Below are 15550 nucleotides of genomic sequence, written 5' to 3' on the forward strand. Positions count from 1 at the left end.
AAATGCACATAGCTAGTCTATGCGAAAGAAATGTATTTCTTTTTTTGTATTTTTTTTTGAAATAAATACTATGTTTCTATGTGTTAAAATTATATTTTCACTAACTAAAATCACTAACTATGACCTATAAATCAACCAAAATTATAGTATTATTTGTCTTTGGAATCACCAGTGTTGTAAATGCCCAGACAAATGATGCCACAACGCCGTTGCATTTAATGCAGCCGGATTATCCAACGCCTTATGTCATTCCGCAAAAAGAAAATATAAAAGTGGTATTGGACAGAGTCTATAACTTTTTAGATAAAAATTCAGCTTCTAAAATTATCAATGCCACAACAAAAGCTGAAATTACGGATTATAAAAAAAACAAAGAAGATGTCATTTTTGAGCCCGGAGCTTTTAGGCTGACCAGTTACGAATGGGGTGTTACGTATGCCGGAATGCTGTTGGCTTCTAAAGCTACCGGTGAAAAATATTTTGCCGATTATTCGAATAAAAGAATAAAGTTAATCGCTGATGTTGCAGAAAATATTCAGGAAAAAAACATCAAAGATAAAGACATGCTTAAAACGCTTCATCCAGAAGCATTAGATTTTGCAGGAGCACTTTGCGCAGCCTTCATCAAAGCTAAAAAAGATGGTTTAAAAGCAAATGTTGATCCTTTGGTTAACAATTACATCGACTTTATCAGTAATAAACAATTTAGGTTAAAAGACGGAACTTTAGCAAGAAACAGACCGCAGGACAATACACTGTGGTTAGACGATATGTTTATGAGTGTCCCGGCCTTGGCTCAAATGGGAAGTTATACCGGAAATGTAAAATATTTTGACGATGCAGTAAAACAAGTTAATCAGTTTTCTAAAAGAATGTTTAACGAACAAAAAGGTATTTACATGCACGGCTGGGTGGAGTCGATGGAAGTGCATCCACAGTTTCATTGGGGCAGAGCAAATGGCTGGGCAGTAATGACCATGGTTGAATTACTTGAAGTATTACCTAAAAATCATCCGGGATATCCTCAGGTTTTGGCACAGCTGCAAAAACACATTGCAGGGTTAGTGCAATACCAGGATGGAACCGGTTTTTGGCATCAATTATTAGACAGAAATGATTCGTATTTAGAAACTTCTGCAACGGCCATTTATACCTATTCTATCGCCAGAGCAATTAATCGTGGTTATGTTGATAAAATGACGTATGCTCCGGCTGTTTTATTGGGATGGAATGCTGTAGCTTCAAAAGTAAACGATAAAGGTCAGGTCGAAGGAACCTGCGTAGGAACAGGAATGGGTTTTGATCCTGCATTTTATTATTATCGTCCTGTAAATGTTTTCGCAGCTCACGGTTACGGCCCGGTTTTATTGGCTGGATCCGAAGTGATTTTGTTGTTGAAAGACAGTCAGTTCCAGATAAACGACAGCTCAATACAATTAAAAATAGAAGGGAAAAATAATCTGCACAAATGATAATTTGGAAAGTTAGAAGGTAAGTGTTAGAAGTCAGAAGTTTTTAAATTTTTGTATTGAATAGTCCCCAGCTTTAGCCAGAGATAAAATAAGTACAGCAAATAAGAGTGGTTAATTTTTTAGAACCAAAAGAGTTAATGGCGAAAGTAGTAGCTGTTAATGAAATAACCAGTATAGCACAGGACAGAGAAAGCTATAGGAAAAAGTAAATTTGGTTATGTCATAAAATTTAAAATGCAAAAAATGTTCAGGAATAATTACTCTATTTTCAGATATTTAACAAAAAGAATAATTTGTACTTTGCTATTATTGAGTGTTTTAATTTCATTTGCACAGCAGCTGGGAAAAATGGATGCTATTTATTCCGGTACGCCTTGGTTCGATCAAAACGGAAATATTGTTAGCGCTCACGGTGCGAATATTGTTAAAGAGAAAGATACATATTATCTCTTTGGCGAGGCGCATACGGATACCAGTAATGCATTCGCCGGATTTAATTGTTATTCCTCAAAAGATTTGTATAACTGGAAATTTGAAAGTATTGTACTTCCCATGCAAAAATCAGGCAAATTGGGTCCGAATCGGGTTGGCGAAAGAGTAAAAGTAATGAAATGCCCTAAAACCGGAGAATTTATCATGTACATGCACGCAGATACTTTAACCTATAAAGATCAGTTTGTGGGTTATGCTGTTTCCAAAAAGATAAAAGGACTTTATCAATTTAAAGGACCGCTTTTGTTTGAGGGCAAACCGATAAAAAAATGGGATATGGGAACTTTTCAGGATAGTGACGGGACAGGTTATATTTTGGTTCATGGAGGTGAAATTTATAAACTGAGCGATGATTATAAATCGGTTATAGAGAAAGTAAACGAAAATATTACTTCAGGATTTGAATCGCCTGCCATGTTTAAAAAAGACAGCCTTTATTATTTTATTGGCTCACATCTCACAAGCTGGGAGAAAAACGATAATTATTATTATACTTCAAATTCACTGAAAGGGCCTTGGGTATCTCAGGGTTTGATTGCTCCCGAAGGAACGTTAACCTGGAATTCACAATCGACATTTATATTACCTGTTCAGGGAACAAAAGACACAACGTATATGTTTATGGGAGACCGTTGGTCCTTTCCTAAACAGGCTTCATCAGCCACTTATGTCTGGCAGCCGCTTTTAATTTCAGGAAAATCAATATCGATGCCTAATTATCAGGATGCCTGGCGAATCGATACTGTAACCGGACTTGCATCTATTTCAGAAAACAATGAGGAAATTATCAAAAATACTGACAAACAAATTCAATACAATGGAAACTGGAAACATCTAAATGAAAGCAGATCTGATGAAAAAGAGGCTTCGTTTTCAATCCAATTTACCGGTCAGCAAATTGGATTGTACAGTTTAGTTGGTTCCGAAAACGGTTATGCAAAAGTTATTTTAACCGATGAAAAAGATAAGGAAATTGTAACAGCTTTTGTTGATATGTACAGCAAGTTTTCAATATCAACACAGGTATTCCGGTCTCCAATTTTAAAAAAAGGGAATTATAAGCTGACTGTTTCTGTTACAGGACAAAGGCCAAATTGGTTGGATAAAAGAAAAACGATTTATGGAAGTACAGGATACTATATTTCTATTGACCGGATTAAAATAAAATACTAGAAAATTTATAACCAAAAAAGATACGATGAAAAAACTATTGGTACTTGCAATTTACATCTTGGGGATCTCTCAGTCTGTATTTTCTCAAAACTATAAAAACGACAGCTTTCCGGACGGAACTGCAATTTCAAACTGGTTTAAGGATTATACCAAACTTCAATTAAAAGATTTAGGTAAAAAATACACCATTACAGATTTTGGAGTTAGAAAAGACAGTACCAAAATTCAAACGATTGCCATCCAGAAAGTTATTGACAAAGCGGCGAAAAACGGTGGTGGGGTAATTATAATTCCAAAAGGTGTTTTCCTGAGCGGAGCTTTGTTTTTTAAACCTAAAACAAGATTGTACGTTTCTGAAGGAGGAACTTTAAAAGGCTCTGATGATATTGCCAATTATCCTATTATGGCCTCTAGAATGGAAGGTCAGAATCTGGATTATTTTCCAGCTTTGGTAAATGCATATGGGGTTGATAATTTTTCGATTTCCGGAAAGGGAACGATCAACGGAAATGGTTATAAATACTACGAAGCTTTCTGGGCACGACGAAAAATAAACCCAAAATGTACCAATCTTGAGGTTTCAAGACCAAGATTAGTTTTTGTGTGGAATTCAAACAACGTTCAGTTTCAGGACGTAAAACTGATTAATTCAGGTTTTTGGACGAATCATTTTTATAAATGCAATAATGTAAAATTACTGGATTTATACATCTTTTCTCCGCATTTAGAAGTAAAAGCCCCAAGTACAGACGCAATTGATCTTGATATTTGTTCAAATGTTTTGGTAAAAGGATGTTTCTTGTCTGTAAATGATGACGCGATTGCATTAAAAGGAGGAAAAGGACCTTATGCAGATCAGGATAAAAACAATGGGCCAAACTCTAATATCATTATTGAAGACTGCCGATTCGGATTCTGTCATTCGGCATTAACAAACGGAAGTGAAGCAATCCATAATCGAAATGTGATTATGCGTAATTGTCAAATTGATGGGGCAACAAGAATGCTTTGGCTAAAAATGAGACCCGATACACCTCAAAGATATGAGTATATCAGAGTTGAAGATATTAAAGGACAGGCAAAAAACTGTCTTGTGGTTTTGGCATGGAAACAATTTTTTGATTTAAAAGGACGTCCGGATGTTCCATTGTCTTATGGAGATCATGTTACTTTAAAAAATATAGATATGAAATCGGATACGTTTTTTAATGTGGAAAAAGATCCAAATGTTCGTTTATCCAATTTTACATTTGAAAATTTGAATATTGAAGCCACAAAAACAGCCATAGACAAAAGCATTATTGAAGGAGTTACTGTTAAGAATGTGTATTTGAATAAAGTGCTTGTTGAATAAAAGTCTGTAGAGACGCACAGCAGTGCATCTAACACAAAGAAGATGTTTTTGAATTGCCTTCAGATTTATCTGGAGGTAAATATAAATCTAAATCGGCCAATTGTAATGCAAAAAAACAGCATCTAATATGAATAAAATCATTGCATTTATCTTCGCAATTTCAACTTTATCTTTATACAGTCAGGATAAAAAACTAGTTGACTTTCCGATAGTGGATTCAAATCAAATAACGTCTATTTACATTGATAAAAACACGGATGTTTTAATTCTTTGGGCTGTAAATGAATTGGCTGATGATGTAAAAGAGATAACGGGCAAACGCCCGGAAATCATTCCAACTAATGCAATTTCAAAGAAAGGAATCTATATCGGGCAGATTTCTTCCGGTATTTTTCAATCAAAAGTATTTAAGAAAGAATTATCTCATCAATGGGAGAAATTTTCCATTAAAAAAGAAAAAGATAATCTTTTAGTTGTTGGAAGCGACGTTCGGGGAACTGTCTACGCCATTTTTGAAATAGCGGAACGTTTAGGAATTTCTCCATGGAAATGGTGGGCAGATGTTTATCCTTTGAAAAAAGAAAATTTAGTGCTGCAACTTCCTCTAAATGGAATAATTACATCACCTTCAGTTCAATACAGAGGAATCTTTTTGAATGATGAAGATTGGGCACTACAGCCTTGGGCAGCCAAAACTTTTGAAAAAGAAACAGGTGATATAGGACCAAAAACTTACGAAAAGATATTTCAGTTATTGCTGCGTCTAAAAGCCAATACCATCTGGCCGGCGATGCATCCGTCTACAAAAGGTTTTTTTACCCTTCCGGGCAATAAGGAAATGGCTCAGAAATATCATATGATTATTGGTTCTTCACACGCAGAGCCAATGCTTCGGAACAATGTAGATGAATGGAAACCTAAAATTTACGGCGACTATAATTATTTCACCAATAAAGCCCAGATTGATAAATATTGGCAGGATCGATTGGATGAAGTAAAAGCTTTTCAGAACGAAACAATCATGACTTTAGGGATGCGTGGCGTTCACGACAGCAAAATGGAAGGTGCCAAAGATTTGAAAGAATCAATTGAAATGGTTGAAAAAATCATTTTAAATCAGCGGGAAATGCTTTCGAATACTTTTAATAAACCATTAAAAGATATTCCGCAAGCTTTTGTGCCGTACAAGGAAGTTTTGGAATTATACGATAACGGACTTAAAGTTCCGGATGATGTAACCTTAGTCTGGCCCGATGATAATTACGGATATATACGTCGTTTGAGTAATCCGGAAGAGCAGAAAAGGGCAGGAGGAAGCGGCGTTTATTATCACATCAGTTATTGGGGAAGACCTCACGATTATCTTTGGCTAAGCACAACTCAGCCCGGTTTAATTTGGTTTGAAATGACCAAAGCCTATGAAAATGGAGCTAAAAAAATGTGGATTGTAAATGTTGGAGATATAAAACCTGCAGAATATGATACGGAACTTTTTCTCGATTTGGCCTGGAACATTAATAGTATAAAATCAGATGGAATAAATGATTATTTGAAGAAATGGATTTCAAGGGAATTCACAGGAAACATTGCTTCAGAATTGAGTTTTGTTCTTAATGAGTACTATCGATTGGCATTTCTTAGAAAACCCGAATATATGGGATGGAGCCAAACCGAACCTACAACACCCGTAAAACTGTCTGATTTCTCTGCAGAGGAGTCTCAAAACAGAATAACCGCTTACAATAATTTGATTCAGAAAGTAGATAGTTTGTCTGCTTTTATTCCTGCTGAGAAAAAGGATGCCTGGTTTCAATTGGTTGTTTATCCTGTAAAAGGAGCTGCTTACATGAATCATAAGTTTTTGTATTGGAAATTGGCTGCAATAACTCCAGATGAATCACAAAGAGAAAAGTGTGAGTTATTATCTGCGGAAGCTTATCAGAAAATAAAAGAACTGACCGATTTTTATAATACGAAAATGAGCAATGGAAAATGGAACCATATGATGTCTATGCATCCCAGAAATTTACCGGTTTTTGATTCTATAAAAAAGACTGAATTTTCAAAAGAAGTATCAATTAGCGAAACATCAAATAAAACATTTATTCAGGCGAATCAGTTTGTTGCTAAAAAAGGCGTGAACGAATATCAATGGAAAACGATTAACGGTTTAGGTTACAGCGATAATGCCATTACTTTATTTCCGTTGAAACAGCACTATTTTAAAACCGAAAAACCTTCAGTTTCCTATAAATTTGAAATTGAAAAAGCCGGTGATTACGAAATAGAAATTCATTTGCTGCCAACACATTCAAACAATTTTGATCATGAAATCGGAGTTCAGACAGATGGAAATAAAACCCGGTCTTTTTTGATTAATTCTAAAGAGAGAGACAAAACCTGGAAAGAAAATGTGCTACGAAACAGTGCCATCGTAAAATTGCCTGTTTCAATCACAAATATAGGAAAGCATACCATTACGATTACAGTAAATCAAACAGGAATTGTACTTGATTATATAACTGTAAATGCAAAATAACCCGTTAGGTGCAATTCGTAAAAAAACATTAAACACATAGAAACATAGATTTTATGTGTAAAAAAGGAGATAAAAAGAAACATATTTCTTTAACATAGTTAGTTATGTGTAATTTTAAATAAGTGAAACGTTTTTTTTAAGGTAATAAAATCTATGTTTCTAGCCTGCACTGAGCGGAGTCAAAGTGTGTTAAAATATAATCTTAATTAAATTTTAAAATGAGAAAAAGTATTAATGCAAAAATAGAGTTGTTAATCATGTTACTGTTTTGTTTTTCAGTTTCTTATGGTCAAAAAAAGCAAAATAATTTAACGGAAAAACCCAATATTATTTTGATAATTGCTGATGATGCAGGATGGAATGATGTTGAGTATCATGGTTCTGTAATACAAACGCCGAATATTGATTTCTTAGCCAAAAATGGAGTAGAACTGAACCGATTTTATGCCAATCCAACCTGTTCACCTTCAAGGGCAAGTTTATTTACAGGAAGGCCTGCAAGCCGTATGGGAATTGTTGCTCCGATAAGTGATAAAAGTCAATTTAAGCTTCCGGATTCCATTGCGACCTTACCCAAACTATTACATCAAAATAATTATCAAACGGCCCTTATTGGCAAATGGCATCTTGGATTACAGCAAAGCAGCGGACCAAAAGCGTATGGATTCGATTATTCGTATGGTTTTTTGCATGGCCAAATCGATCAATATACACATCTATATAAAAATGGGGACAAGAGTTGGTATCGAAATGGTGAATTCATTGATGAACAAGGTCATGCCACAGATTTAATTACTAATGAAGCGATTCATTGGCTTTCAGAAAAAAGAGATTCAAACAAAAATTTCTTTTTGGAAGTTGCATATAGTGCGCCGCATTTTCCTTTGCAGGAAGAACAAAAATGGAAAGACCCGTACATGAATTCCATCAAAGACAGTTCCCGCAGAGATTTTGCCGCAGCCATGAGCCATTTGGATTATAGCATCGGAATATTGCTGGAAAAACTGAAACAGGAAAACCTCGATAAAAATACTCTGGTAATTTTCATGAGCGACAATGGGGCGATGGAAAATTGGGATTCTAGAAATGAGTATAATGGTGTTCATCCTTCAAATACTGTTCTTGGTGATAATTCTCCGCTTAGAGATTGGAAAACCTCTAATTATGAAGGTGGAATCCGTGTACCCTGCATTTTTTACTGGAAAGATCATTTAAAAAATTATAAAAGCGAAAGTTATATTTCGATTATAGATTTATTGCCGAGTATTTTATTTTTGGCAGGGGATAAAAATCTGCCACAAAGCATTGAAGGAAAAAATGTCTGGCCGGCGATTGCTGAGAATAAGGCAATTGCCAATCAGCAAATTTATGTGAGAGGTCATTTGCAGGAATCCTTAATTCGTAAGCCATGGAAAATAATTAGAACGAGACATGCTGATCCTGTTCCAACCGAATATGAACTTTATAATATTGAGAAAGATCCGGAAGAAAAGAATAATGTTATAAAGCAAAATGAAAAGATAGCGAAACAAATGAATGAGGCTCTTGAAATTCAGTTTAAGAAAGATGCAAAAAAAGTCAATTATGAGAAAATTAAATAGAGTTTAGAGTTTTTTTGGTTTTCAACGGAGAAGACCTAACAGGTTTTCAAAACCTGTTAGGTCTAATCAGAAGAATAACAGTATTTTATTTCAATCCTTGATTCTTTGCAGATCTTATTTTTTTATAATTTTTAAAGTCACTGGGTCTTCTAATCCTACTTTTGCAAAGTACACTCCGTTAGCCTGATTTTCTAAACTTAATTGAACTTTTCGATTATTTACAGGATATGTTTTTTTTGAAATTAACTGCATTTGTAACGTATACAATTCGATAGTTGCCTCATGTATTGAATCTGGCAGGGAGGAGATTTCAAAAATTCCTGTTGTTGGATTTGGATGCGCAATAATTTCCTCAACTGTATTCATGACTTTTGAAGATACTGCTAAATTATTAGTATTTGTTATCGCTTCAAAACTGATATAGTCATACATCAAATGGCTTACATCGCCTGAATTGGAGGGCATTACCAGTTGTATATAATTACTTCCCGAATGCAGTTTACTCATAGGAATATTAACTACCGAAGTGGTATATTTAGCATGATTTGATTGTCGTAAAAAGGCATTTCCATCAGCAATTGCAGGATAATAACTAATTGGGGTTCCACTTCCTGTGTTTATGTATATCCATTGTTGCGCATGGTCGGCGCTGGCATACGCTATAGTAAGTTTTGCATTGCCCGTAGTGGGCATTCCGGCGGGTAAATCAAAATTAATTTTCCAGATCCAGTTTCCGGCAATTGTACCATCTGCATTGTAATATTTGGAGTGTACGTAAGGCAAAGCGGTATTCCAGTTTTTATCGGCAACATTATAAACTATTGGATTAGTAAATACAGCATCGAATTTTTTTTGCACAAATCCTTCACAATAATCAAAATCGCCAAACTTATATTCGGCAGCCGTACGATTTGGGACACCAATTTCCCATATTAAGTCTCCATTAGTCCGCGGAATTGACCATTCTACACTACCTAAATTATTTGTTCCGCCTGCGGTTACCGTAACATTTGCCATAGAAAACTCTCCTGTAACTCCATCGCTATAAGCAAATAAGGTGTAGGTTCCGGGTCTTACGTTTTTGATGTCAAAATTTCCGGAAGCATCAGTTTTTACCCAATATTGATAATTTTCTTCCTCAAATTGCCATTGCCCTTCAGAATCATTACTTAATTTGGTAACTCCAATCCAGGCATTTTTACCGGTAACGGCAGGTTTATAAGGATCATTAATCGCAAAATTCCCTATGATATTTCCGCGCCCGGCTGCAAGAGGATATTCAGGTGTGTTAGTAAGCCAGGAAAAAGGCCATTCCGTTTCATCTTTGGCCGCCCTTGCCTTTGCATCATCCCAATTAGCAGCAGCAGTTGATTTTTGATTGGCATAGATTAAATAGGGACCATAAATTTTCGACCATTCTTCACCTTGAAGAACCTGAAAACCTTTTGAATTATAATGCACTCCGTTCATGCAAATATGAATAATTCCTGCCGCTGCATTCAAATCGTGATGAGTTGGTCCGCTATTAAAATATTCATGATTTGCAGTAACAGCCCAAATCCCTAACGAATTTTTATCCGTTGTATGACCGTAAGCTTTCAAATCAATCAGATTTTCACTAAACTCATATTTACCATCATATTTACCCGCACGTACCCCTGAATCTATTTTAATAATTTCTGGAATTGATGTTGCTGACCAGGCATCAGTAGGTTGGGGCATTTCCCAGGTTTTCAAATCATTTACGCAAATTTTGTCCGTAATGGTATTATCAATCCAGAGCACTTGTCTCCATGAACCTAAGTCAAAATCAGGATATGTTGCTTTGTGTTTCAAAATGGAATAGGTATATAGTCCTGCATCTCCTTTTTTAAGCACATAATGAATGTCAGCATCGCAACGGGTTACATTTGTTCCAGGGGTGTAAGGTCTGAATAATGAAATATCAATATAATCGGCCGTTTCTTCTTTTACCGAAAAAACAGCTCCACGAATTTGTTCAAATCCCTGAGAAGTTACAAAATCATAATAACCTCCTGTTCTGGTGGTGGAAGTTGATTGATACAAAGTTTCTACTCCATTGATTTTCAAAGATATCAGGTTACTTGTGTTTTTATCAATTTTAGCTATTAAAGTTCCATTATCCAGCGTAATATAAGAAGGATATTCTCTTAACATACTATTTGGATCCTGATGAATATTTACAGAAGTTCTTGTACCATTATATACAACATCTAAAGTTTTACCGCTGGTGCAAGTAATTTTACCACTGGTAATATAAGCTTGTAAGGCTGTTGTTTTATCTCCTGTAACTATAAGCTGACCAATCCCGCTAATAAATATGTGACCATTAGTACCAATATTAACAGCAGTGGCAACATCTACCGTTCCACCTGTAATATTTAAATTTCCTGTTGGGTTTCCGGTTCCATTTCCTACTTCTAAATAACTGCTTGAATAAAGTGTTCCTCCATTTACATTTACCAAACCATTTCCACCTGCGGCATTACCTATATAAAAAGTATTTTTGCTCGCAGCACTCCCCGAATTTATGTTTAATGTACCAGCAGCTCCTTTACCTAAATAAACATAATTTCTATTATTAAAATTGGCATTACCATTAAGTGTAATAGTTCCATTTAAATTTGAAACTCCATTAGGGAAAAATGTGCCTGTTACAATGATATTTGCACCAACATTTGTTGTTAAGGTAGAAGGTCTTTTAGCAATAACATCATTCCCTGAATGTCCTACATTTACAGGGTTGTTAGGAGTTCCGGCTCCTATAATCAAATTTGAAGAGCTTAGACTAGCAAAGTTAATGCTGGAATTGTCCCAGTTATTTACATCATAAAAATCAGTGCTTACACTACCTGTCCAATTAAATGTCTGAGCAAAAGAAGCATTTATAATACCGAAAAATAAAATGGTGGCAATAAAAATTGATAGTCTTGGTTTTGATAAAGTTTTTTTCATAGTTAAAGTAGTAATTGGGGTTAGAAGTCGAATGAATAATTTATTTGTTTTTTACTAAATATTTTTGAAATACTTTTAATTATTGTTTCTTAATTGATAATTATATGTATTAATTGTTAAAAACAGGCGTATTTTGCAGTTGTAATTTCTTACTAAAATAGAATTATATACTTTTAGCTCTATCCTGTTGTATCCTGTATTTATTAAAATAACCATTTCATTAATAAATACATACGTTTATTAATGAGTTTGTTTATCTAAAATCTCTCTTAAGAATTCTATCGACTAACTGAGACGTCTTTGATTTACATGATAAATAGGTTATATATTAATTTGTTTGATTGAAACTTTTATTTGATATAAAAACAAATAGATCAAAAGTATAAACCTGAGTAAAATATCTTTATGCTTTGGGAAATGCCTGCCATCCTGTATCCCAATATCTAATCCGGCTGGTGAAAAACCAGCCGGATTTTTCATATAATTTATTCGGAAAAAGGTATATTTACGCTCCTTAATCAGAAAAATATCAATATGAAATACTTTAAAATTTTAGTATTTACAGTTTTATTATGCGTTTCTTCAATGAGTTACGCCGCAAAAACAGATACTTTACAAGTTGCCAGTGCAGCTATGAATAAAACATATAAAATAGCTGTTGTTTTGCCTGACTCTTATGCTAAAAGCAAAACATCACTTCCTGTTCTTTATTTATTACATGGCGCTTACGGACATTTTGATGACTGGTTAAAAAAGACCCCGAATAAAAATCTGGTAAAAAATCTAGCAGACCAATATAATTTGATAATTGTAATGCCGGAAGGAGAGACGTTTAGTTTTTATCTGGACAGTCCTGTCAATAAAGGAAGTCAGTTCGAAACATTTATTACACAGGAAGTGATTCAGAAAGTAGATAAAACATATAAGACCATAAGTAATAAAAGTGGTCGTGTAATTACCGGACTTTCAATGGGTGGGCATGGAGCGTTGTATTTATCAGCCAAACATCCTGATTTATTTTGTGCTGCTGGAAGTATGAGCGGTGCATTAGATATGACAGTAATGCTTAATCGTGATCCTTCAGCACAGGTAGTAAAATTGATGGAGCCGGTTTTTGGAGATAAAAATGCTGACCCTGAAATGTATGCAAAATACTCGGTTTTAGGGATGCTGGATAAAATAAAGTCCAATAAATTGCCATTAATAATTGATTGTGGTGTTGATGATTTTTTAATAGAACCTAACAGAGAATTACACCGAAGATTAGTTTACAATAAAGTAGAACATGATTATACCGAACGCCCGGGAGCTCATACCTGGGATTATTGGGAAAATTCTTTGCCTTATCATGTATTATTTTTCAGCAAAATATTGTTTAAATCTAAAACGAGGTAATTGTGAAATTAATATTTTTTAATAGGTAAGACTTTTATTATCTTAATTTAAGACTAACTTTTTACGAAATTGATAAAAAATCAGATTTTTATTATTTGTTTTTAAAAATAATAGGATCTGATTTTTATTTGTTTAAAACATTACATATTACTTTTCTTATTGTTGCATTCCGTTCGTCGATTTTATTTGAATGATATCGATTTTACTTCTTTTTTAAGTAAGAGCATTTATGTTATTAACTAATTTTAACAAATGTTTTTTACCCCATGATCTTAAATGTCAGATTTTTTCTGAGGGTCAATTCTTTTTTAAAAGAGTTTTTGGATTTTGTACTTCATAATTTTTGAAGATGGTTTATTATTTTTTATGTAGTGTCCAAATCTGCAAATTTCCTGGTTTTTTACTAATGTAATGGTATTTTAAATACTATATATTATGAAAAAAACTATTTTTTATCGCATGAAGATTATGCATGTACTGTGTAAAATCTTTCGTTGTTCTTTTATTAGTTTAATTTTCTCAAATTTTAATTTGATGAAAATTATTGTGCTCAAAAGGTATCAATTTTATTTGATGGTACTCTTTATGCTATTTGCTTTCCAGCCTTATTTGTATTCGCAAGCCGTATCGGGAGCAGCTGTAAAAGCTAATTTTGGTATTGATGCTGATGTTTATGCAAACAAAGAGCAATTTTTAGTTCCCCCTACGACTTCTGGTATTTATGATGACTGGTTTTTTAGTTCAGCTTATGCTAATGGAACCGGCGAAAATGTTATTGATCAGAGTAATGCGGCGGGGCTAAAAACATCAATCCAGGCTAATAATAATTTTACATTCGAAAAAAGAATGTCGAAACAGAAAAATACCATGGTTGGTAATTTTTTGTGGATTGATGCTGTTTATGGGCGTGATGGAAACTCTACACAAAATAACAGCGACTCTAATATTTTTTCTGGAAATTCTAACAAGAATGGTGATAATCCTGCTACTTGGGCATTAGGATCAGGTAGTATCCCTCAAAAAGATGATATTGTTGATGTATACGGCTATTTAAGGAGAGATTTATCTCCGGCCGCATTAGCAATTAATCCTAATGGAGTTTTATGGGGATATGGAGGAGCATCTAAGATTTCCTCTGACGGGAATTCACATTTTGATTTTGAATTTTTCAGAACTGAAGTTACCTTTAACGGTAGTGCTTTAGTAGGTACTGGCGGGCAATCGGGACACACAGCATGGACTTTTGACGGCACCGGAAAAATACTTGTTCCAGGGGATGTAATTGTTGCCATCGATTTTGAAAATGGAGGTACAAAACCAATTGCCAGTGTAAGAGTTTGGATGTCCAGTGCTGATATCGCTACTTTTAACTCAAAACCTAATAGACCTTTTGATCTTACCGGTGTTTTTGACCAGGGTAATGGTGCACCTCCTTACGGATATGCAGAAATAAATGCAAAAGGCGGAGGCATTAATGGAGATGTTTTTGCAGTTGTTAATGTAACAGCTCCTACTTTAGGACCACCTTGGGGAACTTTAAGAGGTTCGCAAGCTTCTTTTCAAAATGATTATGAAGCTTTGCAGTTTACAGAGTTTGGACTTAATTTGACAGCCTTAGGACTAGATAGTCGAAATGTTAACCAAAGTCCCTGCTCAAATTTATTGGGTTCTTTGTTAGTAAAAACAAGATCTTCATCTTCATTTACTTCAGAATTAAAAGATTTTTCAGGACCTTTTTTATTCGGAAATATTACCGATGTAGCCGTTGTGGGCAATGTTAGTAATCCATTAACCTGTAATAATCCAACAGCTACTTTAACAGCAACTCCAACTCCTGCAAATGCAACTATAAAATGGTACGGACCTTCACCTGATGGCATTGCCGATGGACCATTTATCGCTGGAAACGCACCGGTTGTATCTGTTAAGGGAATTTATACGGTATACGCTTATACAAATTTAGAAGGCTGTTTTGCTAAAAAAACGGTCACTGTTCTTGAGAATAAAGAACCACCAAATGTTAACGCAGGAGATGATAAAGCCTTAACTTGTTTGATAACGTCAATACAATTGTCAGGTTCATCAAGTACCCCTAATGCTACTTATTTGTGGAGTACATTGGACGGAAACATTGTTTCGGGCGGTACAACTCTGACACCAACAATTGATAAGGCCGGGACATATACATTAACAGTCACTAACCCAATAAATGGATGTCAGGCATCAGATACCGTACTTATAACAAGTACTCCGCCAACACCTATTGATATAGTTTGTCCTGCGGATAATATAAAAAGTTCCTGCTTTTATGACGATCAGGCTGCAGTTGATGCTGCCTTCGAAATCTTTAAACAAGGCTTCACAGCTTCAGGAGGTAACGGAACTTTAACAACTTCAGGATTAGAGAATTTGACTCCTCCAGCTTTATGCGGTGGATCTGTAACTGTGAATTTCAATGTTACCGATTCTTGCGGATTACAGAAATCATGTTCTGCTACTTTCACCATCACCGCTCCGGCGGCAGTAGTTCCGGTATCCCCGGATCCGT

At 34.8% G+C, this 15550-nt stretch carries 8 protein-coding genes; 7 read left to right on the plus strand and 1 reads right to left on the minus strand.

Translation table 11 applies throughout. The features are described from left to right. Positions 1-119: 119 nt before the first annotated feature. The 5 genes from PMI10_RS19360 (at position 120) to PMI10_RS19380 (ending at position 8631) form a co-directional block, all read left to right on the plus strand. Positions 120-1472: a glycoside hydrolase family 88/105 protein gene (locus PMI10_RS19360; RefSeq protein WP_007810942.1), complete on the plus strand. Its 1353-nt coding sequence runs from the start codon at positions 120-122 to the stop codon at positions 1470-1472. 243 nt (positions 1473-1715) lie between these two features. Further along, the gene (locus tag PMI10_RS19365) at positions 1716-3137 is read left to right on the plus strand and encodes a family 43 glycosylhydrolase (RefSeq protein WP_007810943.1); all 1422 of its coding nucleotides are present in this window, start codon (positions 1716-1718) and stop codon (positions 3135-3137) included. Positions 3138-3162: 25 nt separating this feature from the next. Further along, positions 3163-4491, plus strand: a complete 1329-nt coding sequence (locus PMI10_RS19370) for a rhamnogalacturonidase (RefSeq protein WP_007810944.1) — start codon at positions 3163-3165, stop codon at positions 4489-4491. Positions 4492-4618: 127 nt separating this feature from the next. Further along, on the plus strand, positions 4619-7030 hold the full coding sequence (locus PMI10_RS19375; protein WP_007810945.1) for a glycosyl hydrolase 115 family protein: 2412 nt from the start codon (positions 4619-4621) through the stop codon (positions 7028-7030). Between the two features lie 218 nt (positions 7031-7248). Beyond that, positions 7249-8631, plus strand: a complete 1383-nt coding sequence (locus tag PMI10_RS19380; RefSeq protein ID WP_007810946.1) for a sulfatase-like hydrolase/transferase — start codon at positions 7249-7251, stop codon at positions 8629-8631. Between the two features lie 114 nt (positions 8632-8745). On the opposite strand, the gene PMI10_RS19385 is transcribed toward PMI10_RS19380, so the two are convergent. Further along, positions 8746-11607: a polysaccharide lyase family protein gene (locus PMI10_RS19385; protein WP_007810947.1), complete on the minus strand. Its 2862-nt coding sequence runs from the start codon at positions 11605-11607 to the stop codon at positions 8746-8748. Between the two features lie 534 nt (positions 11608-12141). On the opposite strand from PMI10_RS19385, the gene PMI10_RS19390 reads away from it, so the two are divergent. Continuing rightward, positions 12142-13002, plus strand: coding sequence for an alpha/beta hydrolase (locus PMI10_RS19390; protein ID WP_007810948.1), 861 nt, complete (start codon positions 12142-12144; stop codon positions 13000-13002). Positions 13003-13536: 534 nt separating this feature from the next. Next, on the plus strand, positions 13537-15550 hold a 2014-nt coding region (locus tag PMI10_RS19395; protein ID WP_193361718.1), incomplete at its 3' end, for an immunoglobulin domain-containing protein.

Source organism: Flavobacterium sp. CF136 (genome assembly GCF_000282055.1).
In the GTDB taxonomy this organism is placed as follows: Bacteria; Bacteroidota; Bacteroidia; order Flavobacteriales; family Flavobacteriaceae; genus Flavobacterium.